This window comes from Streptomyces sp. NPDC043853, from assembly GCF_056436025.1.
On sequence record NZ_JBWKDJ010000019.1, the window covers coordinates 1 to 22,577 of the forward strand.

21 protein-coding genes and 1 tRNA gene are annotated in these 22,577 nt (G+C 71.3%); 12 read left to right on the plus strand and 10 right to left on the minus strand.

Annotation, left to right across the window (positions count from 1 at the left end; all coding sequences use genetic code 11):
- Positions 1-446: 446 nt before the first annotated feature.
- Entirely contained in the window at positions 447-1,604 is a 1,158-nt protein-coding gene (gene ku, locus AC067U_RS33745) for a non-homologous end joining protein Ku (protein WP_478833651.1), read from the minus strand.
- 31 nt (positions 1,605-1,635) lie between these two features.
- On the opposite strand from ku, the gene ligD reads away from it, so the two are divergent.
- Together ligD and AC067U_RS33755 are read left to right on the plus strand one after the other, a co-directional pair.
- Positions 1,636-2,541 (plus strand): non-homologous end-joining DNA ligase, encoded by a 906-nt coding sequence (gene ligD / locus AC067U_RS33750; protein WP_478833652.1) that lies wholly within the window; start codon positions 1,636-1,638, stop codon positions 2,539-2,541.
- 9 nt (positions 2,542-2,550) lie between these two features.
- Complete coding sequence (locus tag AC067U_RS33755) at positions 2,551-3,435, plus strand: ATP-dependent DNA ligase (protein WP_478833763.1); 885 nt, start codon at positions 2,551-2,553, stop codon at positions 3,433-3,435.
- 215 nt (positions 3,436-3,650) lie between these two features.
- Here the strand turns inward: AC067U_RS33755 and AC067U_RS33760 are convergent, their stop codons facing one another.
- Entirely contained in the window at positions 3,651-4,031 is a 381-nt protein-coding gene (locus AC067U_RS33760) for a DUF6479 family protein (RefSeq protein WP_478833653.1), read from the minus strand.
- A gap of 121 nt (positions 4,032-4,152) precedes the next feature.
- On the opposite strand from AC067U_RS33760, the gene AC067U_RS33765 reads away from it, so the two are divergent.
- On the plus strand, positions 4,153-4,479 hold the full coding sequence (locus AC067U_RS33765) for a plasmid stabilization protein (protein WP_478833654.1): 327 nt from the start codon (positions 4,153-4,155) through the stop codon (positions 4,477-4,479).
- 66 nt (positions 4,480-4,545) lie between these two features.
- Here the strand turns inward: AC067U_RS33765 and AC067U_RS33770 are convergent, their stop codons facing one another.
- The 8 genes from AC067U_RS33770 to AC067U_RS33805 all read right to left on the minus strand — a co-directional run bounded on the left by AC067U_RS33770 (position 4,546) and on the right by AC067U_RS33805 (position 9,792).
- The gene (locus tag AC067U_RS33770; RefSeq protein ID WP_478833655.1) at positions 4,546-5,529 is read right to left on the minus strand and encodes an XdhC family protein; all 984 of its coding nucleotides are present in this window, start codon (positions 5,527-5,529) and stop codon (positions 4,546-4,548) included.
- Between the two features lie 241 nt (positions 5,530-5,770).
- On the minus strand, positions 5,771-6,406 hold the full coding sequence (locus AC067U_RS33775) for a contact-dependent growth inhibition system immunity protein (RefSeq protein ID WP_478833656.1): 636 nt from the start codon (positions 6,404-6,406) through the stop codon (positions 5,771-5,773).
- A gap of 14 nt (positions 6,407-6,420) precedes the next feature.
- The gene (locus AC067U_RS33780; protein WP_478833657.1) at positions 6,421-6,732 is read right to left on the minus strand and encodes an RNase A-like domain-containing protein; all 312 of its coding nucleotides are present in this window, start codon (positions 6,730-6,732) and stop codon (positions 6,421-6,423) included.
- Positions 6,729-7,382, minus strand: a complete 654-nt coding sequence (locus AC067U_RS33785; protein ID WP_478833658.1) for a hypothetical protein — start codon at positions 7,380-7,382, stop codon at positions 6,729-6,731. Before AC067U_RS33785 ends, AC067U_RS33780 begins: the two co-directional genes overlap by 4 nt.
- Positions 7,383-7,401: 19 nt before the next feature.
- Positions 7,402-8,643 carry a hypothetical protein gene (locus AC067U_RS33790; RefSeq protein ID WP_478833659.1) on the minus strand — a complete coding sequence of 414 codons (1,242 nt, stop codon included), beginning with the start codon at positions 8,641-8,643 and terminating at the stop codon, positions 7,402-7,404.
- A complete protein-coding gene (locus AC067U_RS33795; protein WP_478833660.1) occupies positions 8,643-8,939 on the minus strand; it encodes a WXG100 family type VII secretion target in 297 nt (98 codons plus the stop codon). Before AC067U_RS33795 ends, AC067U_RS33790 begins: the two co-directional genes overlap by 1 nt.
- A gap of 37 nt (positions 8,940-8,976) precedes the next feature.
- A complete protein-coding gene (locus AC067U_RS33800) occupies positions 8,977-9,342 on the minus strand; it encodes a WXG100 family type VII secretion target (protein WP_478833661.1) in 366 nt (121 codons plus the stop codon).
- Positions 9,343-9,720: 378 nt separating this feature from the next.
- Positions 9,721-9,792, minus strand: a tRNA-Arg gene (locus tag AC067U_RS33805).
- Between the two features lie 109 nt (positions 9,793-9,901).
- Between AC067U_RS33805 and AC067U_RS33810 the strand changes: the two genes are divergently transcribed.
- From AC067U_RS33810 to AC067U_RS33850, 9 genes are all read left to right on the plus strand, one after another.
- Complete coding sequence (locus tag AC067U_RS33810) at positions 9,902-10,345, plus strand: response regulator (protein WP_478833662.1); 444 nt, start codon at positions 9,902-9,904, stop codon at positions 10,343-10,345.
- A 155-nt stretch (positions 10,346-10,500) separates the two neighbouring features.
- Positions 10,501-11,469 (plus strand): ArgS-related anticodon-binding protein NrtL, encoded by a 969-nt coding sequence (gene nrtL, locus AC067U_RS33815; protein WP_478833663.1) that lies wholly within the window; start codon positions 10,501-10,503, stop codon positions 11,467-11,469.
- A 35-nt stretch (positions 11,470-11,504) separates the two neighbouring features.
- Positions 11,505-12,896 carry a diaminopimelate decarboxylase gene (lysA, locus tag AC067U_RS33820; RefSeq protein WP_478833664.1) on the plus strand — a complete coding sequence of 464 codons (1,392 nt, stop codon included), beginning with the start codon at positions 11,505-11,507 and terminating at the stop codon, positions 12,894-12,896.
- 181 nt (positions 12,897-13,077) lie between these two features.
- A complete protein-coding gene (locus AC067U_RS33825) occupies positions 13,078-14,376 on the plus strand; it encodes a homoserine dehydrogenase (RefSeq protein ID WP_478833764.1) in 1,299 nt (432 codons plus the stop codon).
- Positions 14,377-14,383: 7 nt separating this feature from the next.
- Complete coding sequence (gene thrC, locus AC067U_RS33830) at positions 14,384-15,454, plus strand: threonine synthase (protein ID WP_478833665.1); 1,071 nt, start codon at positions 14,384-14,386, stop codon at positions 15,452-15,454.
- A 377-nt stretch (positions 15,455-15,831) separates the two neighbouring features.
- Complete coding sequence (gene thrB / locus AC067U_RS33835; RefSeq protein ID WP_478833666.1) at positions 15,832-16,761, plus strand: homoserine kinase; 930 nt, start codon at positions 15,832-15,834, stop codon at positions 16,759-16,761.
- 428 nt (positions 16,762-17,189) lie between these two features.
- The gene (rho, locus tag AC067U_RS33840) at positions 17,190-19,238 is read left to right on the plus strand and encodes a transcription termination factor Rho (protein WP_478833667.1); all 2,049 of its coding nucleotides are present in this window, start codon (positions 17,190-17,192) and stop codon (positions 19,236-19,238) included.
- Positions 19,239-19,369: 131 nt separating this feature from the next.
- On the plus strand, positions 19,370-21,121 hold the full coding sequence (locus tag AC067U_RS33845) for a trypsin-like serine protease (RefSeq protein WP_478833668.1): 1,752 nt from the start codon (positions 19,370-19,372) through the stop codon (positions 21,119-21,121).
- 172 nt (positions 21,122-21,293) lie between these two features.
- Entirely contained in the window at positions 21,294-22,394 is a 1,101-nt protein-coding gene (locus tag AC067U_RS33850) for an LCP family protein (RefSeq protein ID WP_478833669.1), read from the plus strand.
- Positions 22,395-22,577: the final 183 nt, after the last annotated feature.

Sequence of the window (22,577 nt, forward strand, 5' to 3'; positions counted from 1 at the left end):
TCGTTGCGTGACGGTCGTCGGTGTCAAGGGTGGCCCGAAGGGCCATCGGCTTGCCGACGCGACCAACGGGAGCGCCCTTGACGCCGGCGGCCGGCGCGTAATGACACTGGGACTGCCGGGCAGCCCCCGGGCACCTCCCGATTCCGTCTGGGCGAAGCCCCGGCAGCACCCGTCCCCGCCCAGCCAACCAGTCCCGCTGACGCGGAGCCCGGTTGCCCAGACCCCGCCCCGTGGATCGATCTCGACCCGGTGAAGGTCGGCCAACATCCCCTCCTGCTCGGCGAGATGGTGCCCTCAGGCGTAGCGGGGGCACACGGGAACACGGCGGGGTGGGTGCCGATGGTGCGCAGCCACCCACTGGTGGCTCGGCGTCCGTGACGCCCTGTACGGGTGGGCGGGTGGGGAACCTCCTTCCGCACCCAGCGCGCCCCCACCTCCCACCCCCCTCAGGCCGAAGTCCGCTTCCGCGGCGCCGCCTTCTTCCCCGCCGCCGCAGCCTTCGTCGACTTCGCAGTCGACTTCGCGGCCGACTTCGTCGTTGCCTTCGAAGCCGCCTTCGAGGCGCGCGCACTCGTACCCGTCGACTTCTTCGTCCCCGCCCCGGCGGCCCCCGCAGCCCCCGCCCCCGCCCCCGCAGCCCCCGCCCCCGCCACCCGCTTCGCCGTGGACGTCGTCGACTTCTTGCCGCCCACCGCCTTCGGCGCAGCCGGAGCCCGCTTCCGCTTCCCCGCCAGCGGCGTAACCTCCGCCGCCCGACCCTCGCCCGCCCCGCCCGCCCCGCGCGCCTCGCCCGCCCCGCCCACCGCCCCGTCCCCCTCGCCCCGCGAGGCCCTGGCCGCCCGTACGCTCTTCTCCAGTGCGGCCATCAGGTCGATCACCTGGCCGGGCGCGGCCTCCGCGCCCTCCTCCGGCAGTTCGCGTTCGATCGCCTCGCCCGCCTTCGCCGCGAGCATCGCCTCCACCGCCTCGCGGTACTCGTCGTGCAGCGACGCGACCTCCACCTCGCCCAGCGTGGCCATCAGCGCGTCCGCCAGGTCGAGTTCGGCTTCGCGGACCGTGACCTTCGTGTCCGGTGCCACACCCTCCGGCGCGCGGATCTCGTCCGGCCACAGGAGGCCGTGCATGGCGATGACCTCGTCCACGACCCGCAGCATGCCGAGCCGCTCCCGCCCCCGCAGCGCGAACTTCGCGATGGCCACCCGCTCGCTGCGCTTCAGCGCTTCCCGCAGCAGGGTGTACGGCTTGGCGGCGGCCACGCCGTTCGCCGCCAGGTAGTACGCCGCGTCCATCTGGAGGGGGTCGATCTCCGAGGCCGGGACGAAGGAGACGATCTCGATCGTCTTCGCGGTCGGCAGCGGCAGCTGCGCCAGGTCCGCGTCCGTCACCGGAATGATCGAGCCGTCGGCCTCCTCGTAGCCCTTGCCGATCTCCTCCGCCCCGACCTCCTCGCCGTCGAGCTCGCAGACCTTCCGGTAGCGGATCCGGCCACCGTCCTCCAGATGGATCTGGCGGAACGAGATGGAGTGGTTCTCGGTGGCGTTCACCAGCTTGATCGGGATGCTGACCAGGCCGAAGGAAATCGCACCGTTCCAGATGGATCGCACGGTTCCTCCTCTTTCGTGGCAGTCTCATCGTATGACGCCGATCACATCGGTGGAGGGGCGTCGCCTCGCGCTCAGCAATCTCGACAAGGTCATCTATCCCGAGACCGGCTACACCAAGGGCGAGGTGCTCCACTACTACGCCACGGTCGCGGACCCCCTGCTCGCCCACATCCACGACCGGGCGGTGTCCTTCCTTCGCTATCCCGACGGGCCGGACGGCCAGTTGTTCTTCACCAAGAACCCGCCGCCCGGCACCCCCGCATGGGTGAAGACCACTCCCGTGCCGCGCTCCGAGAACCAGCGGGCCCGGCAGGTGGTCGTCGCCGATCTCCCCACCCTCGTGTGGGCGGCCAATCTGGTGGTGGAGTTCCACACCCACCAATGGCCCGTGGGCGATCCCGCCGTCGCCGACCGCCTCGTCCTCGACCTCGACCCCGGCCCGCCCGCCACCGTCGTGGAGTGCTGCGGCGCCGCGCTCTGGCTGCGCGACCGGCTGCGGGCCGACGGCCTGACCGTCTGCGTGAAGACCTCGGGGTCGAAGGGCCTCCACCTCGCCGCGCCGCTGGAGCCGACCCCGTCCGGCGTGGTCTCCGCGTACGCGAAACGCCTCGCCCAGGAAGCCGAGCGGGAACTGCCGGACCTCGTCGTCCACCGCATGGCCAAGGCCCTGCGGCCGGGCAAGGTCTTCGTCGACCACAGCCAGAACGCCGCCGCCAAGACCACCGCCGCGCCCTACACCCTGCGCGCCCGGACCCTGCCGGCCGTCTCGGCCCCGCTCTCCTGGGAGGAGGTGGCGGCCTGCCGCGAGCCCGGGCACCTGGTCTTCCTCGCCGACGACATCCCGCCGCGGCTGGCCCGCGAGGGAGATCTGTACGGTGCGCTCGTCGACCCCGACCGGGCCCGGCCGCTGCCCGTTCCCCCCGCGCCGGGGCGGTGAGCCACGGTGATCCGGGTCGCGCTGGCCGCCACCGTACGGACCCTGCCGCACGGGCCCGGTCTGGCGTACGAACCCAAGTTCGACGGCCACCGGATGGTGATCTCCCGGACCGCGACGGACGTCGTCCTCCAGGCCCGGTCCGGGCGGATCGTCACCAGCGCGTTCCCCGACCTGGCGGGCGCCGCGCGGCAGTTGCCGCCCGACACCGTGCTCGACGGTGAGGTCGTGGTCTGGCACGCCGGCCGTACGGACTTCGCCCTGGTGCAGCGCCGGGCCGCCGCCACCGAGGCGCGGGCCGCGCTGCTCGCCCAGAGCCTGCCGGCCTCGTACGCGGCCTTCGACGTGCTCACCCTCGCCGGGCTGGACGTCCGGGCCCGCCCGTACGAACGCCGCCGGGCGCTGCTGGTGGACCTGCTGCTGCCGCTGGGGCCGCCGCTGCAGCCGGTGCCGATGACCACGGACCCGGAACTGGCGGCCACCTGGTACGAGACCCTGCCCGCCAGCGGCATCGAGGGGCTGGTCATCAAACGCCTCGACCAGCCCTATCCGGCGGGCAGGCGCGCCTGGCGGAAGCTCCGGCACACCGACACCCGCGACGCGGCCGTGATCGGCTACACCGGGACCTCCCGGCGGCCGGCCGCGCTGGTCCTCGTCCTGCCGGGCGAGGACGACGAGGCGCCGATGGTGTCGAGCCCGCTGTCGCCCGCGGTGCGGGCCGAGGTGGCGGCGGCCCTGGGGGAGCGGACGGCGGCGCCGCCGGGCGGCACGGTCACCGCCATCGGGCTGGGGGAGGTGCCGTTCCGGGTCCTCGATCCGCCGCTGGCGGCGGAGGTCCGGGCCGCCGGCAAACGGCATCCGCCGCCGGAGGTGCTCAGGCTGCGGGAGGAGCTCTGACGGGCGTGGCCGGAGGCGGGGCCACGGGCGCGCGAGGACCCGCGTGCGGTGCGCCGCACGCGGGTCCTGTGGGTCGGTGGCCCGCCCGGATCGATGAGATCCACAGGTCGGAGGCCGGTCGGAGGTCGAATGCCGGTGGGAGGTCGATTGCCGGTCGGAGGTCGGAGGTCGGAGGTCGGACGTCGGTCCGTGGGAGGTCCGTGCGCGGGTGGCGCCTACGCGGGCTTCACGGTCCCGGTCCCGCCGCCCCCACCGGGCCGCTTGTGTTCCGGCCAGCGCCGGTGCAGACCGGTGTATTCGGGCTCCCGCTCCTTGCGTGCCTCGTCGGGGTGTGCCGATGTGGTGGAACCGAAGTTCCCGTATCCCTGCATCTCGTGCGGCCGGAGGCCGCCCGTGGGGATCTCGACCTGGTCCCGCTCTTCGCGCACCTCGTAGACCGCCCCGCCCTCGGGCAGGTGCGGCTGGCTGTCGGCAGTCGGCGGCTCCGGCTCACGGTCCCGGACACGCCTGCCCAGCCAGAACATGAGAATGAGGAACCCGGCCACGGCTATGCCGGCGGCCAGGATGAACGCGGCCTCTCCCTTGGTGCTGTCCATGCTCCCCGTGTACCCGGATCAAAACACCCCATGCATCCCAAAAGTCGTGAATTGCTCCACCGGTGCGGGGTACGTGCGCGGGAAGGAACCACCCACTCCGGACGGAAGGCGAGGAGAGCGCATGCCCCGCGGATCTTCCCCCAAACGGGAACGCCAGTACGAACACATCAAGGAGAGCGCCCTGGAGCGCGGCGAGTCCACGGACCGGGCGGAGGAGATCGCCGCCCGCACCGTGAACAAGGAACGCGCCCGCGCCGGCGAGTCCAGGACCGCGAGCAAGCAGTCGCTGGAGGACATGTCCTCCTCCCGCCGCGGCGGCCTGCACTCCCACAAGGGCGCCCAGGGCCCGACGTACGACCAGCTCTACGCCGAGGCGCAGCGCCGCAACATCCACGGCCGCTCGGACATGAACAAGGCCGAACTGAAGAAGGCCCTGGACGGCGGCTGACGGCGGCTGACGGCGTCGGACGGAACGGCGCCGCGTCCGCCGCCGGGGGACCGGCGCCGCCACGGACTACTTGTTGATCGGCCCCGTGGTGTCCCGCATCCCGCCGCCGTCGCGCCCGCCCAGCACGCCCAGGATCTCCGCGCAGATGGCGAGCGCCGTCTCCGCGGGGGTCCGGGCGCCCAGGTCCAGCCCGATCGGCCCGTGCACCCGGGCCAGGTCCGCCTCGCCCACCCCGCCCGCGAGCAGCGCCTCGGTCCGCCGCGCCTGGGTCTTGCGTGACCCGAGGGCCCCCACGTACGGGATCCCATCGGCGAGCGCGTAACGCAGCACTGGCACGTCGAACGCGGGGTCGTGGGTCAGCACCACCAGACACGCGGCGTCCCGGTGCGCGGCCAGCACCTTCTCGCCCTCGGCGGCGTCGGCGACCTCCACCGCCTCCCACTCCAGCAGCCGGGCCTGCCGCGCGATGATCCCGGCGAGCTCGCCACCGCCGCAGATCACCACGTAGGGGGCCGACGGGAACGCCTCGACCAGCAGCAGCCCGGAGTCCCCGTACAGCGCGTCCCGGCCCGCCCGCCGCGTGGCCAGCAGCTCGGCCGCCCGCCGCTGGGCCTCCGTCTCCGGCGCGTCCACCGCCCGTACGATCACACTCTCCGCCTGGTCCGCGGCCTCGTTCAGCCGGGTCACCAGCGCCACCCCGGCGCCCTGCCCGAGCAGCTCCCACCACTCGGCCGGTACGCCCGCCAGCGGCTGCAGCAGGATCTCCGCCTGCCCGCCACAGGTCAGCCGCGCGGCCTCGGCCTCGGGCCCGCCGACGGACACCTCGCACACCCGTGCGGTCGCCCCGGCCGGCATCGCGGCGGCCTCGGCGGCCAGCTCGGCGTCGAACACACCGCGGTACAGGGACCCGACGCACTCCCCGCGCGCGTCGACGAGCAGCGCCCCGCCCGGATCCCGCGGCCCGAACCCCTGCTCGGTCACGGGCCGCGCCAGAAACGCGACCCGGCCCTCGGACATCCACCGCCGCGCCGTCTCCACCAGCTCCCGCATGCCCCGGTACCTCCTCGTCCGAACCACCCGCGCCACGAAATGCCAGGTCAACGGCACCAAGCAGCCTTCCCCAAAATCCTAGGCACCCCACTTCCCCCCGAAACAAGCGTCGAAAAGCCCCGTAACCCCCGGTTGCCCCTCGTGCGAACCACCGGACACCCCTGCCGCGTCCGCGCCGTACGCTCCACCTCATAACGAGACGAGGCGCTGTCTCGTCCGGGCGGGGAGGAGGCGGCCGGCCTCAGAGCAGGCGGTCGGTGAGCTCCTTGAGCCAGGCCCGCGGGCCGAGCGGTGCCGGGGGGTCGACCTCCATACCCAGTTCGGACAGGGCCAGGGCGTAGTCGGAGTCCTCCAGCGGCAGCGAAAGCAGGTCGTGCAGCTCCCCGAGGAGCTGGGCGACAAGGCCAGGGTCGGTCCCTTCCAGGTAGTCCTGCACTGCCGCGTCGTGCTCGTCGAACTCGTCGGGGGCGTCCTGGGAGAACCAGCCCCCGAGGAACTGGGCCAGCTCAGGGAACCGGGCGTGCCACTCCCAGTGGGTCCGGGGCGTGGCGGGGGCGGGCGCGGTGCCGGTCTCGACGCTCTCCTTGAGCCGGTCGGCCAGCTGCAGCAGCCAGGGCTGGATCTCGGAATCGGGCAGGCCGACATCCGGAACGGGGTAGAACTCGCCCAGCCGCAGGCGGAGCCGCCCCGGCGGGTTCTGCGCGTAGGCGCGCAGCTGTTCCTCGGCAACGGCGATGGCCCACGGCCGGGTGCGCCAGCAATGCCGGAGGTAGGCCGTGAGGGCTTCCTCGTCATGTGCCGTGCATCCCGTGTGCGCACGCATTACCTGGTCGAGCTCGCCGTACTTCCGGTCGTGTTCGAGGGGTTTGAGGGACACGTCAGCTGCTGCCTCTACAGGTGGATCGGGAAGGTGGCGTGGACGGTGAATCCGTGGGGGACGCGGGGGTTCCGCAGAAGGACGACCCGCGCGGCTCGAACCTCGACGGCGTCCCGGCCGGCGAGCATCATCGCCCGGAGCAGCACACGCCCGACAGGCCCTTCGCGGGAGGGCCAGGAAGCTTCGATGGTGAGTCGCTGCCGGGTGGATTGGGCCAGCCAGCGGTGGATCATCTGCTCGTTGCGGGTGACGACCTGCTGGGTGGCCCACTGGGCCGTCTCCCGGTCGGGGTAGGTCGCCGCCCGGTTCGCGATGGGGGTGGTCATGAGTGCTCTCGCTGCATGTGGTCGTTGACGATGTCGACAAGTTCGTGGAGCCGGTCGCGGGAAGCCCAGGGGATGTACCGGCCGAGGGATCGCTCGTCGGGGAACAGGGTGAGCCCGAGCTGGGCCTCGGTGGTGTACGGGACCGCGAGCTCGACGCAGTACGGGTGCTCGTTCAGCACTCCGGAGGCGACGGCTGCCGCGAAGGAGGTGTGGCCGCCATCATCCAGCTCGGCGGAGAAGCCGTTCAGATAGGGGAAGAGGACGGAGAGCTCCCATGCGGCCATGGAGAGCTCGTCATAGGCCGCGGGCTCTTCGCGGTCGAGGGTCCGTACGATTTCCGCAAGCGTGTGGAGGTACTCGGCCTGATCCATTCCATCGGCCGCCCGGGCCAGCTTTTCCTCGAAGGAAGCCGGGAGCGGAGCCTGGGGGTTCGGCGCGGCGACGAGCACCGCGAGGAGGTCCAGCATGGCCGCGGCCGTGTGGGGCGGGCAGATCCAATCAGCCCGCCAGGAGTTCCTGACGACGCGGTTGTAGCGCCGGATCTCGTCGTCGAGGGAGGATCCGCTGTGGCCCTCCTGAGCCAGGATGGCCAGGTCGATGAGCCTGGTGGCCGGGCTCTCCAGAAAAAAGGCCCTTGGGGTTGGCTGCACGGGGACTGACCTCAGGCTCTCAGGCAATCGGCATGGACGTGAGCACGATGAACGGCGGCTCCAGACCCTGTGCGTACCGCAGTACCACGCGCACGGCTCGAGCTTCTTCCGCCTGGAAGGTCGGAGCGCTCGTGTATGCCTCATCGAGGGCCGGCCTCAGGGCCCTGATCCGGCTCGCCACGTCGGCCAGCTCGGCCTCGTAGGTGGAAACCGCACGGTTCATGGCGGCGGTGTCCAGTTTCAACGTGATGCCGACACCGATCTCGCCGCCGAGCCCGAGCAGCTTCTTGCCGATCTTCTTCACGTCGTCGAAGTCCGGGAGCTGCTTGAGATCGGCGATCGCCTGCTTGATGGCCTGCTTGAAGATGCGCCACAACTCGACGCGCATCTTCTCGGCGGCGTCGGCGTAGGCCATCATGGCCTGGCTGATCCCGTCTGCCGTGTCCTTGAGGACCGACATGACCGGGTGGCTGGCGGCGCCCGGTGCTCCGCCACCCGTGTCATGCCCCCACTCGTAGTTGACCGTGTGCTTGCCCCACGCCGTGGTGCCCCACAGGGAACTGGCGAACTGCCGCATTGCAGCCTGCCACTCACCGTTGTTGGGGTCGGATATGGAACCGACCAGACCGGTCATCGCGTCGGCCACTCCGGAGACGGTGGTACCGGGTTCCAGCCACCGCAGGGCGATCTTGTTGATCTGCTGATAGTCGGGCAGCGGCAGGATGTCGGCTGCTTCACCCCACCGGTAGGCGTGGTGAAGCAGCCCGCGCAGGATGTCCATCGCGAAGTCGGGGACACCCTCGAGAACCCAGGAGAGGAATCCGCTGCTGTAGTCGTCGAGGTCACCCCAGCTCAGGTCGGTGACCGGCTGGTACTTCGGCGGTGCGTCGATGACATGGGGCACCGGGAACACGACGGGCTGCGCCGTGCCCGAAGGATGGCTTGCCGCGTCAGCCTTGGAGTAGTTGTTCGCCGTGGTGACGAACCCGACCGCGACACCGCCGATGCTCACGACACTCTTGGCCCACGTCTCGAGGAAGCGGTTCCCGATGTCGACGTAGGCGCTCGCCACCGCTTGTGCGGCAGTCCCGTACCCACCGCAGTCCATGTACTCGACGAGGTCGTACACCAGGTCACGGGCACCCTTGTCCAGCACGCCCTGCTGTATCACCGCCCCTTGCGCCACACCGTTCAGCTTCGTCGGCGTGACGTCGAATGCACCGCTCGGCGCGGGTGCCGGCGGGGTCGCGGGTCCTGCCATCAAGCACCCCAACCGCGCAGCACGGCCCGGTGGGCAGCGCCGTAATTCACCTGGCCCGTGGTGACGACCGAGTGCAGCCACCTCTGCGCGGCTTCGAGGTCCTGCATCTCCCGGTCCCACCGGTCGAGCTGGTCCACGAAGACGTCGCGGGCCTCGCCTTCCCAGGTCAACACCACGGGCTCAGTGCGCTTGTAGAGCTCCTCGAGCTTCAGTGACAGCTGCCCGATGATGTCTTCGAGCTCACCCGCGAGCCCGTGAAGAGCGCCGAAGTTGACGCCTATGTGGTCATCCGCCACGCGATTCCCCCCGCTGTTCGGCGTGTTCCTGAAGTTCTCAGAGATCGTCGATGCTGCTGCGCCGGGCCGGCGGCGCCGTGCCCTCCGAGAGGGCCTGTACCTCGCGGGCCGCATCGACTGCGCTCTGCACCCGCCGGAACTCCCGGAGGGTCTCCAAATCCTGCTGACTGAACCCGTCGCGGCTCAGCCGCACGGCCTGCTCCAAGACGAGGAGGATCTCCCGGATCCGCACGGCATCCTCGGCCGCCGCCCGGTGCAGTGCCCGGTACGCCTCGCCGGTCGTGCCACGCCAGCCGGCCTCGATCCGGTCGACGATCGCGTCCATCCGGCGCACCTGGCCGTCGAGGTGCCGTTGCATCTCGTCCATGTCGTCGGCGAGTTTCCGCAGATCGTCATCGGCCACGTGGAGATTGGTGAAACCCGACATTCCGCCCCCCGTCCCTCTTTCGATCACCTTAACAACCGGCCTCTCCCCGCTACTTGGGGAGGACGGGCGGTGCCGGGAGGGCCCGCCGTGACGTACGTGCGCAGGCTTGCCGAACCCGATCGCCGCGACGGCGGGGCGGCCACCCGCATGCGCGCCACGTCTTGGGGGGAACGGCACCTCGCTCACCGGGCAGGGCCCGGTGCGGCACCACCGCCGGGAGCAGGTGGACAGCGCGGCCCAGGAGGAATGCGCTCACTCCGGGGCTGCTCGGCGCGGCGTACGGCTGCAGATACGCGAAGACCCCGGCTTCAGCGTTACCGCTGATGGCGGGGTCTTTGGGCACTTCCTGCGAAGTGCCCCCGGCAGGATTCGAACCTGCGCACACGGCTCCGGAGGCCGTTGCTCTATCCCCTGAGCTACGGGGGCGTATCGTCCGCTTCTCGCGGCGACGGGATGAACACTACCAGCTCCGGAGGGGTGATCAGGAACGGGTTTCGGGCGGGAGAGGGGGTTGGGTCGCTCGGACGGGGTGGAAGTGGGCAAAACCCGGACGCGGGGGCAGGCGGACACCTACTCTCGAGTTGTGCCAGGCGCCTCGGGCCGGGTGCTTGTTGTCGACGACAACAAGGTCATCCGGCAGCTGATCAAGGTCAATCTCGAGCTGGAGGGCTTCGAGGTCGTGACCGCGGCCGATGGTGCCGAGTGTCTGGACGTGGTGCACGAGGTGCGTCCGGACGTGGTGACGCTTGATGTGGTCATGCCCCGGTTGGACGGGTTCGGGACCGCCGCGCGGCTGCGGGCCGATCCGCGGACCAGGGACCTGCCCGTCGCGATCGTGAGCGCGTGCACGCAGCACGAGGTCGATGTCGGGGTGGAGGCGGGAGTGGACGCCTTCCTCGCCAAACCCTTCGAGCCGGCCGAGCTGGTGAAGGTCGTACGGCGGCTGGTGGAGCGGAACGGCGTGCGGCTCGGCGGATAGGTCCTCCTGTGGACAGGCCCTCCTGTGGATGGGTCCGGTGGACAGGTTCGTTGGTCTGGCTCGGGTGTGCCGGCCTGTGGGGGTCCCGTCCTGCCGGGGTTTCACATGGCGAAACCCTTCGCGGCCGGTGGGGGTCTCTCGCCTAGGCTGGGACCGTGAACCCCGCTGATCTCTCCCGTACCGTCGGTCGCGCCCTGCGCTGCGCCGTCGAGGGCGGGGAGCTGGCGGTCGAGGTGCCCGCGCGGATCGTGGTCGAACGGACCCGTCCGGGTGGGGTGGGGGAGTACGCCACCCCCGTCGCCTTCCGGGTCGCGAAGGGTGCCGGGATCAAGCCCGCCGAGGTGGCCGGAGTGCTCGCCCGGCGGCTGCTCGCCGAGCCCGGGATACGGGACGTGGTGGTCACCGGGGGCGGTTTTCTGAACTTCACCCTCCAGGAGGGGGGCGGCGCCGCTCTCGTCGCACGGATCCTCGGTGGCGCCGAACGGCGGCCCTACGGCTACGCCGACAACGCCTACCCGCCCGCTGTGCCCGACGCCGCCGGAGCCGAGCTGCGTGAGCGCGCCGTCGTCGGTGCCGTCACGCGGATCGCCGCCAGTCAGGGCGTCGTCGGGGCGGGTGCCCCGCCCGCCGTCGCGCCCGTCGCCCGGCGCGACGGGGACGTCGAACGTCTCTACGGTGCGGACGCCGCGCGCTGGGCGATGCTCTCCGTCGGGCCCAGGGAGACCCCTGTTTTCGGCGAGTGGCTGCTCGTCCAGGACGAGAGCAGTGAGTTGTTCCGGGTGCGTTACGCGCACTCCCGGAGTCGGGCCGTGACCCGGAACGCCGCCCAGCTCGGTTTCACGGCCGAAGTGAGGGAAGTCGACGCGCCCGCCCTGCTCTCCGCCCTCGCCGACTACCCCCTCGCCCTGGAGGCCGCTGCCCACCACCGGGAGCCCGACCGGGTCCTCCGGCAGCTCGTCGTGATCGCCGACGCCCTGCTCGACTTCCAGTACGGGGTGCTCCCCGTCGGGGACGAGAAACCCGGGGCCGCCCACCGCGCCCGGCTGGCCCTTGCCGAAGCCGCCGGGACGGTGCTGGCCGGCGGCCTGTCCCTGCTCGGCATCGACGCCCCCGAGCTGATCTAGCGACGTTCAGAAAGATCAAGAGAGTTGAGAGAGACATGAGCCGTTCCGCGCACCCCGCAGGGCCCCGCCACGCCGCCGACCTGCCCGAGGGGCACTACTCCCCGCCGCCGGCCGACCTCAACGCGCTGGACGAGAAGGTGTGGTCCCGTACGGTCACCCGTGGTGACGACGGTGTGGTCAGCGTCGGCGGCATCGAAGTCACCCGGCTGGCGGAGGAGTTCGGCACGCCCGCCTATTTCCTCGACGAGGAGGATTTCCGGCAGCGGTGCCGCGCGTGGGCGCACGCGTTCGGCAAGGACGCGGACGTGTTCTACGCCGGCAAGGCATTTCTCTCCAAGGCCGTCGTGCGGTGGCTGAAGGAGGAGGGGCTGAATCTCGACGTGTGCAGCGAGGGGGAACTCGCGACCGCCCTCGCCGCGGAGATGCCCGCCGACCGCATCGCCTTCCACGGCAACAACAAGTCCGTCCGCGAAATCCGCCGGGCCGTCGAGGCCGGCGTCGGCCGGATCGTCCTCGACAGCTACCAGGAGATCGCCCGGGTCGCCCACGTCGCGAGCGAGCTCGGGGTGCGCCAGCGCGTGCAGATCCGGGTCACCGTCGGCGTCGAGGCCCACACGCACGAGTTCATCGCCACCGCGCACGAGGACCAGAAGTTCGGCATCGCCGTCGCCGACGGTTCGGCCGCCGAGGCCGTGCGCCGGGCGCTGGGACACGACAGCCTGGAGCTGATCGGCGTCCACTCGCACATCGGCTCGCAGATCTTCGACATGGCCGGCTTCGAGGTGTCCGCCAAGCGCGTCGTACGGCTGCTGGCCGCCGTACGCGACGAGCACGGCATCGAGCTGCCCGAGATCGACCTCGGCGGGGGCCTCGGCATCGCGTACACCTCGGAGGACGACCCGCGCGAGCCCCACGAGATCGCCAAGGCGCTGAAGGAGATCGTCGCCCGCGAGTGCGAGAGCGCCGGGCTGAGCGCGCCCCGCATCTCCGTGGAGCCGGGCCGGGCCATCGTCGGCCCGACCGCGTTCACCCTGTACGAGGTCGGCACGATCAAGCCGCTCGAAGGGCTCCGCACGTACGTCAGCGTCGACGGAGGCATGTCGGACAACATCCGCACCGCGCTCTACGACGCCGAGTACAGCGTGGCGCTGGTCTCCCGCCGGTCCGAGGCCGAACCGGTGCTCTCCCGGGTCGTCGGCAAGCACTGCGAGAGCGGGGACATCGTGGTCAAGGACGCGTTCCTGCCCGCCGACCTCGCACCCGGCGACCTGATCGCCGTACCGGCCACCGGGGCGTACTGCCGCTCCATGGCGAGCAACTACAACCACGCCCTCCGCCCGCCGGTCGTGGCGGTCCGGAACGGCGACGCGCGGGTGATCGTCCGGCGTGAGACGGAGGAAGATCTCCTGCGTCTCGACCTCGGATGACACGCGTTTTTTCCCGAGAGGACGTCCGACCCCCCAAAATGGACGTCTCATGACGTCTCAGTCAATGGACCGAGGATGGATTCCGCTGTCCATTGAGTGAGACTGGTTCCACCCCCGGTGTGCAATTCCGCGGACCGGGGCCGATCGAAGTGATCCAAGATCGAAAGGCGTAGGTCAAATGATGCGTACGCGTCCGCTGAAGGTGGCGCTGCTGGGCTGTGGAGTGGTCGGCTCAGAGGTGGCGCGCATCATGACGACGCACGCCGACGATCTGGCGGCCCGGATCGGCGCGCCCGTCGAACTCGCCGGCGTGGCCGTCCGCCGCCCCTCCAAGGTCCGTGAGGGCATCGACCCGGCCCTGGTCACCACCGATGCGACCGCCCTGCTCAAACGCGGCGACATCGACGTCGCCATCGAGGTCATCGGCGGCATCGAGCCGGCCCGCGGACTGATCACCACCGCCTTCGAGCACGGCATCGCCGTGGTCTCGGCGAACAAGGCGCTGCTCGCCCAGGACGGGGCCGCGCTGCACGCCGCCGCAGAGCAGGCCGGGCTGGACCTCTACTACGAGGCCGCCGTGGCCGGTGCCATCCCGTTGATCCGCCCGCTGCGCGAGTCGCTGGCCGGCGACAAGATCAACCGGGTGATGGGCATCGTCAACGGCACGACCAACTTCATCCTCGACAAGATGGACTCCACCGGCGCCGGCTACCAGGAGGCCCTGGACGAGGCCACCGCGCTGGGTTACGCGGAGGCCGACCCGACCGCCGACGTCGAGGGTTACGACGCCGCCGCGAAGGCCGCGATCCTGGCCGGCATCGCCTTCCACACCCGGGTCCGGCTCGACGACGTCCACCGCGAGGGCATGACCGAGGTCAGCGCCGCCGACTTCGCCTCCGCCAAGCGGATGGGCTGCACCATCAAGCTGCTGGCGATCTGCGAGCGCGCCGCCGACGGCGAGTCCGTCACGGCTCGAGTCCACCCCGCGATGATCCCGCTCAGCCACCCGCTGGCCTCCGTGCGCGAGGCGTACAACGCCGTCTTCGTCGAGGCGGAGGCCGCCGGGCGGCTCATGTTCTACGGCCCGGGCGCGGGCGGCTCGCCGACCGCCTCCGCGGTCCTCGGCGACCTGGTCGCCGTCTGCCGGAACAAGCTCGCCGAGGCAACGGGGCCGGGCGAGTCGGCGTACACCCAGCTGCCGGTCAGCCCGATGGGAGAGGTCGTGACGCGGTACCACATCAGCCTCGATGTGGCCGACAAGCCGGGCGTGCTCGCCCAGGTCGCGACGGTCTTCGCCGAGCACGGGGTGTCGATCGACACCGTCCGGCAGCAAGGTCGTCCAGAAATCGACGGTGGGGCCTCCCTCGTCGTCGTCACCCACCGGGCCCCCGACGCCGCCCTCTCCGGGACCGTCGAGGCACTGCGGAAGCTCGACACCGTCCGCGGTGTGGCCAGCATCATGCGCGTTGAAGGGGAGTAAAGGACCCATGAGCACCAATCGCACCCACCAGTGGCGGGGCATCATCGAGGAGTACCGTGACCGGCTGCCGGTCACGGACACGACCCCGGTGGTGACGCTCCGCGAGGGTGGCACTCCGCTCGTGCCCGCGCAGGTGCTGTCGGAGCGCACGGGCTGCCAGGTCCACCTGAAGGTCGAGGGAGCCAACCCGACCGGCTCCTTCAAGGACCGCGGCATGACCATGGCCATCACCCGGGCCAAGGAGGAGGGCGCCAAGGCCGTCATCTGCGCCTCCACCGGCAACACCTCCGCCTCCGCGGCCGCGTACGCGGTGCGCGCCGGCATGGTCTCCGCGGTACTGGTCCCCCAGGGCAAGATCGCACTCGGCAAGATGGGCCAGGCCCTGGTCCACGGCGCCAAGATCCTGCAGGTGGACGGCAACTTCGACGACTGCCTCACGCTCGCCCGCCGGCTGTCCGACAACTACCCCGTGGCACTGGTCAATTCGGTGAACCCGGTGCGCATCGAGGGCCAGAAGACGGCCGCGTTCGAGATCGTGGACGCGCTCGGCGACGCCCCCGACATCCATGTGCTGCCGGTCGGCAACGCGGGCAACATCACCGCGTACTGGAAGGGCTTCAAGGAGTACAAGGCCGACGGCCTGGCCTCCCGTACGCCCCGCGTGTGGGGTTTCCAGGCCTCGGGCTCGGCGCCGATCGTGCGCGGCGAGCCGGTCAAGGAGCCGCACACCATCGCCACCGCCATCCGGATCGGCAACCCGGCCTCCTGGGACTACGCGCTCGCGGCCCGGGACGAGTCTGGCGGCTTCATCGACGAGGTGACGGACCGCCAGATCCTGGCCGCCTACCGGCTGTTGGCCGCCCAGGAGGGCGTCTTCGTGGAGCCCGCCTCGGCCGCCTCGGTCGCCGGTCTGCTCAAGGCCGCCGAGCAGGGCCTGGTCGACCCGGGCCAGACGATCGTCTGCACCGTCACCGGCAACGGCCTGAAGGACCCCGACTGGGCGATCGCCGGCGCTCCGCAGCCGGTCACCGTTCCGGTGGACGCCGAGGCCGCCGCCGTACGCCTCGGCCTGGTCTGAGCGGAACGCGGGTAGCCCCGCACGCCGGGTTCCGGAGCACTCCGGAACCCGGCGCTGAGGGGGACGAGAACCCGGCAGCGCGGGGCGAAAGCCGCGAAACACGGCCGGTGTGCGCGACACGCATCGTGCGCCTCCTGTGCGCCCTATGTCGCGACAGAACCTTCCTTCGATACGCTGTACTTACATCCGCCACCGTGCACGCGCCCTTTCACGTGACAAGGTGCTGCCCCTCGGGAGTTTCAGGGGCCTTCGGGTGTCGTACGTTCTCCAGTACATTCACAGCGGAAGATCCCCAGCAGATCCCCAGCAGATCCCCAGCAGATCCCGCGCAGTCCCGTGCGCGGGTCCCGCACAGTCAACAAGGAGTTCATCGAGCGATGGCCGGTCCAGCGTTCCGCGCCGCCGCCGTACGGGTGCGCGTCCCCGCCAGCAGTGCCAACCTCGGACCCGGGTTCGACGCCCTGGGCCTGGCCCTGGGGCTCTACGACGACGTGGTCGTGCGGGTGGCCGATTCCGGCCTCGACATCGACATCGCGGGTGAGGGCGCCGAGACGCTGCCCCGCGACGAGAGCCACCTGCTCGTACGCTCCATGCGCACCGCCTTCGACCTGCTCGGCGGGCAGCCGCGCGGCCTGGAGGTGCGCTGCGCCAACCGCATCCCGCACGGCCGGGGCCTGGGCTCCTCCTCCGCGGCCATCTGCGCCGGCATCGTCGCCGCCCGCGCCGTGACCATAGGCGGAGAGGCCCGGCTCGACGACGCGGCGCTGCTGGAGCTCGCCACGGAGATCGAAGGCCACCCCGACAACGTCGCCGCCTGCCTCCTCGGCGGCTTCACCCTGGCCTGGATGGACGGCGGCAGCGCCAAGGCCATCAGGATGGACCCCGCCGATTCCATCGTTCCGGTGGTCTTCGTGCCCTCGAAGCCGGTCCTGACCGAGACCGCGCGCGGCCTGCTGCCGCGGACCGTCCCGCACGTGGACGCGGCCGTCAACGCGGGCCGTGCGGCCCTGCTCGTCGAAGCCCTGACCCGGCGTCCCGAGCTGCTGCTGCCCGCCACCGAGGACCGGCTGCACCAGGAGTACCGGTCCCCCGCGATGCCCGAGAGCGTGGCACTCGTGAACCGGCTGCGGGCGGACGGCGTGCCCGCGGTCATTTCCGGCGCGGGCCCCACGGTCCTCGCGCTGGTCGACAGCGGTGCGGCCGACAAGGTCGCGCAGCTCGCGGGCGAGGGGTGGGCGGCCAACCGGCTCGCCCTCGACGCCGCGGGCGCGAGCGTTCTTCCGCTGGGCACCCAGGGCGGCCAGTAACGGCGCGCCGGGGGCGGGCGGCCGGGCAGGCCGCCCGCGGCCCGGGGAAGGCGCGATTGCCGGTGAGTGAGAGGGGGAATGTCTGTTGGATCCGGTAGTGTTACTCTCAAGTGTGCATCCGAAGCCGCCAGGGCTCGGTGCTCAGTGTCCCTATCAGGGACCACCCTTCTTCCGGGAGCCTCCCCAACTGCTTTGATTTCTGCCAGGCAGTTTCGAGCACGCTCCGGAATCGGCGTGACACATTCCCACGCTTTCAGCTGGGGGGCTTCTCGCCGGAACCCATGCACGTATCTCTCCGCCGTATCGATGTCCGGCGGACCACCGCCTCGACTTCGGGCCACGATCAGCAAGATCTCGGTCCGCGGTCGGACAGCACAACCGGTCGCCGAGCCAGACAGGCCGACGTCCGCTCCAGGGAAGGACCCTTCGTGAGCGACACCACCGATCTGATGGGCGCTGCCGACACCACTGTCGACACCAGTGCTCCCGCTGCGGGTACCGCCGCCCCCAAGCGTCGCCGCTCCGGCACCGGCCTCGAGGGCATGGTCCTGGCCGAGCTGCAGCAGGTCGCTTCCGGCCTCGGGATCAGGGGCACCGCGCGCATGCGCAAGAGCCAGCTGATCGAGGTCATCAAGGAGGCGCAGGCCGGCGGCGGCACCGCCGCCAAGGCCGCGGACTCCGCCGGCACCGCCGAGGCCAAGCCGAAGCGCCGTACCACCAGCAAGGCCCGCACGGGCGAGGCCGCCGCCGAGGCGCCGGCCGCCCAGCAGCAGATCGACATCCCGGGCCAGCCGGCCGCCGCCGACCAGCCGGCCGGCGAGCGCCGCCGCCGCCGGGCCACCGCGCCCGCCGGTGCCCCCGAGACCGCCGCCGCGGCCGCCGCCACCACCGTCGTCGCCCCGGCCGCCGAGCCCAAGGCCGAGCCCAAGGCCGAGGCGCCCGCCGCTGCCGCGCAGCCCGAGGCCAAGGCCGAGACCGCCGTCTCCGGCCAGGAGGCCGAGGGCCGCGGCCGTCGTGACCGCCGTGACCGTCAGCGCGACCGCCGCGAACGTGGCGCCAAGGGCGAGGAGCAGGCCCAGGCCGGCCAGGCCCAGGGCGGCGAGCGCCAGGGCCGTCAGGACCGTCAGGACCGCCCGGACCGCCAGGACCGGGACCGTCAGGACCGCCAGCAGCAGGGCGGCCGCGGTCAGGGCCAGCAGCCGCAGCGGGACAGCGGTCCGCAGGACGACTTCGACGAGGACGGCGGCCGCCGTGGCCGTCGCGGACGCTACCGCGACCGCCGTGGCCGTCGCGGACGCGAGGAGTTCGGCGCCGGCGAGCCCACCGTGGCCGACGACGACGTGCTGATCCCCGTCGCGGGCATCCTCGACATCCTCGACAACTACGCGTTCATCCGGACCTCCGGCTACCTGCCCGGCCCGAACGACGTCTACGTCTCCCTCGCCCAGGTCCGCAAGAACGGCCTGCGCAAGGGTGACCACGTCACCGGTGCCGTGCGCCAGCCGAAGGAAGGCGAGCGCCGCGAGAAGTTCAACGCGCTGGTGCGCCTCGACTCGGTCAACGGCATGGCGCCGGAGTCCGGCCGCGGCCGCCCCGAGTTCAACAAGCTCACCCCGCTCTACCCGCAGGACCGGCTCCGCCTGGAGACCGACCCGGGCGTGCTGACCACCCGCATCATCGACCTCGTGTCGCCGATCGGCAAGGGCCAGCGCGGTCTGATCGTGGCCCCGCCGAAGACCGGTAAGACCATGATCATGCAGGCGATCGCCAACGCGATCACGCACAACAACCCCGAGTGCCACCTGATGGTCGTCCTGGTCGACGAGCGTCCGGAAGAGGTCACCGACATGCAGCGGTCGGTCAAGGGCGAGGTCATCTCCTCGACCTTCGACCGCCCGGCCGAGGACCACACCACCGTCGCCGAGCTGGCCATCGAGCGCGCCAAGCGTCTCGTCGAGCTGGGCCACGACGTGGTCGTCCTGCTGGACTCCATCACCCGTCTGGGCCGCGCGTACAACCTCGCGGCGCCCGCCTCCGGCCGCATCCTGTCCGGTGGTGTCGACTCGACCGCGCTGTACCCGCCGAAGCGCTTCTTCGGTGCCGCGCGCAACATCGAGGACGGCGGCTCGCTGACCATCCTGGCCACCGCGCTGGTCGAGACCGGCTCGCGGATGGACGAGGTGATCTTCGAGGAGTTCAAGGGCACCGGCAACATGGAGCTCAAGCTCGACCGGAAGCTCGCCGACAAGCGCATCTTCCCGGCCGTCGACGTCGACCCCTCGGGCACCCGCAAGGAGGAGATCCTCCTCAACAGCGAGGAGCTCAGCATCGTCTGGAAGCTGCGCCGGGTGCTGCACGCGCTCGACTCGCAGCAGGCGATCGAGCTGCTGCTGGACAAGATGAAGCAGACGAAGTCGAACGCCGAGTTCCTGATGCAGATCGCCAAGACGACCCCCTCGGCCGTCAACAACGACTGACCTCGGGTCCGGCCGCACCGGCCGGACCGGCGGAGCACCCCGACGCCGCCCCCGCCCACCAGGGCGGGGGCGGCGTTGCCATAGGATCACCGCACCAATCAACTGCTCCGCCAAAAAGAAGGAAGTCGCGCGTGCACATACGCACTTCGCGCCTGGCGGTCCCTGTCGCCGCGTCCGTCCTGGCCCTGCTGGGCACGGGACTGACGGCCACCGGAGCACAGGCAGCCGCCACCACGACGCCCGAGCCCTCCGTGAAGGAGCTCGGCAAGCGCGTCTCCCGGTCGATGACGACCGATCAGCAGGCGCGGGACGTGACCAAGCCGGTCCCGCCGCAGAGCACCAAGCCGGAGCCTCCGAAGTCGTCGCCGTACATCATCGGCGGCAACACGGAGACCATCGCCAACGCACCCTGGATGGCGCAGCTCCACTACTTCGACGACCGCAACACCCCGGACAAGGCGGACGACGAGGCCTTCTTCTGCGGGGGCACGGTCGTCTCCCCGACGAAGATCCTCACCGCGTCCCACTGCGTCGACGGGGTCAACTGGACCCTCGACAGCGTGGTCGTCGTCGGCGCCACCAAGCTCCCGACGGTCGACTCCTCCGGAGTGACCAACTGGCAGGGCGGCACCCCGGTGACCGTCCGCCGCCAGTGGAAGCACTCCGCGTACAACGCCGCCACGACGGACAACGACGTGGCGGTGCTGACCCTCGCCAAGCCCGTCAGCGTTCCGCTGCTGCCGGTCGCGCGCTCCACGGACACGGGCAACTACGCGGTCGGGAACACCGCCGAGGTGTACGGCTGGGGCCGCTACACCTCCGGCAGCCAGGCCGTCTCGCCCACCCTCAAGAAGGCCTCGCTGCCGCTCGTCTCCGACGACACCTGCGCGGGCTTCTGGGGCGACTACCTGATCCGCGGGCACATGGTCTGCGCGGGCACCCCGGCCTCCGGGGCGGACGCCGGCACCACCACCGCCTGCAACGGCGACTCCGGTGGTCCGCTGGTCCGCAACGGCCGCCTGATCGGCGTGGTCTCCTGGGGCGTCGAGGACTGCGTCTACAAGGGCGCCTACGGGGTCTACGCGAAGGTCACCTCGTACTCCGGGCCGATCCGGGCCCGCGTGTACGACACCGACTGGAGCAAGGACGGCCAGGCCGACATGCTGGCCCGCCGGGCCTCCGACGGCAAGCTGTTCCCGTTCCACTCCAAGGGCACCAGCCTGTCCTGGCAGGCCTCGGTGCCGGGTGACTTCACGACCGACAACCTGCTCGTGCAGGCCGATCTCGACCTGGACGGCTCGCAGGACGTCATCCGGCGCACCGCCGCCGGCGACCTGTACCGGACGTTCCAGTCGAACGGCACCTGGCAGCACACCAAGCTCGCCAGTGGCTGGCAGACCCGGCGCACCTTCCTCGCGCCCGGCGACGTCAACGGCAACGACGTGCAGGACCTGATCTCGGTGGACTCGGCCGGCCGGCTGCGGATCCACCCGGGCAACGGCAAGGGCGGCTTCTACGCCGAGGTCGACGGCGGACCGGGCTGGCAGATCTACAGCCAGGTCCTCGGCCACGGCGACCTGACCGGTGACGGCAAGACGGACCTGCTGGCCCGTACCCCGGCCGGCGAGGTCTTCCTGTACAAGGGCACCGGCACCCTCGGCCTGAACAGCTTCGCGCCGCGCGTGAAGGTGGCCACCCTCGGCAGCTCGTACACCGCCTTCGCGACCGTCGGCGACGTCAACAACGACGGCAAGGCCGACCTGCTGGCCCGTGAGGGCGACGCCCTGTGGCTGTTCCCGGGGACCGGCAGCAGCACCGGTGCGACCTTCGCCACGCGCAAGGCCTTCGGCACCGCCTGGGCACAGTTCAACCTCTTCGGCTGACCCCCCGGGTACACCGGCAGTAAACCGGCGAACAAGGCCCTTCACGGCCGCCCCGTGCCCACCGCGTCCGCGCGGTGGGCACGGGGCGTTCACGGCACCTCGTGGAACCGTCATGGAACCCGTCATACCGGGCACCCGTCTGTGTGGGCGGACGCACGGGAGGCGAGGACGCATGACCGAGGACAGCAGGGGCCGGGGCCACCGGGCCGGGGCGGGGCGCCGCGGAAAACCCTCGAAGGGCCGCCGGGCGGTCGCGATCGCCGGGTGGACCGCCGCGGGAGTGCTGGTCCTCGGCGGGGGTGGTCTGGGCTGGTTCTACGAGAAGCTCAACGACAACCTGAAGAGCGTGGACCTCGACGCGGCCCTCGGCAAGGACCGCCCGGCCGACGTCGACAACGGCTCGATGGACATCCTGGTCCTCGGCTCCGACTCGCGCGGCGGCGCGAACGCCGAGTACGGCAGGGACGACGGCGGTTCCGCCCGCTCCGACACCGCCATGATCGTCCACGTCTACGAGGGCCACGAGAAGGCCGGCGTCATATCGATACCCCGGGACACCCTGGTCACCCGGCCCTCCTGCACGACCGCGTCCGGGAGGACCGACCCCGGCGGTACCCGGCGGATGTTCAACGAGTCCTTCACCGTCGGCGGGGCGCCCTGCGCGGTCAAGACGGTCGAGCAGATGTCCGGGATCCGGATGGACCACTACCTCGAAGTCGACTTCACGGGCTTCAAGAAGATCATCGACAAGCTCGGCGGAGTGCAGGTCACCACGGCCAGGCCCATCAAGGACGGCGCCAGCCACCTCGACCTCCCGCCCGGAACCCACCGGCTGAACGGCGAGCAGGCCCTCGGCCTGGTCCGCACCCGCAAGAGCGTCGGCGACGGCAGCGACCTGGGGCGGATACAGCTCCAGCAGGCCTTCATCAAGGCCCTGGTCGAGCAGGTCAAGGGCATCGGGATCCTCGACAACCCGGGGCGGCTGCTGGACCTGGCCGACACCGCCACCAAGGCGGTCACCACCGACTCGAAGCTGGGCGACGTGAAGTCGCTGATGGGATTCGCCTCCGGGATGGGCGGCATCGACTCCCGGGACATGCAGATGATCACCCTGCCGGTGGCCGGGGACATCCGCGACCCCAACCGCGTGGTCCCGCTGGCGAAGGAGACCGCGCTGGTCTGGCAGGCCCTGCGGGCCGACCGGCCGATCCCGGCCGAGGCCACCGAGAAATCCGCCGGGGACAAGGGCACCGCCGGGTCCGTCGTCCGTTAGGGCCGGCCGGCGGAGACCCGCCGGGGGAGCGGCGGAGCCCGCCGGGCGGGGGCAGGAATAACGGCGCGCGGGTACCCGTTGAGGGGTGCGTCCCGGAATTTTGACAGGCGGGCCGGTCCTGGCAGACTGGTACGTCGGCCCCGGTTCACGCATGGAGCAATTCCGCGACGTGCGACCCGGCGC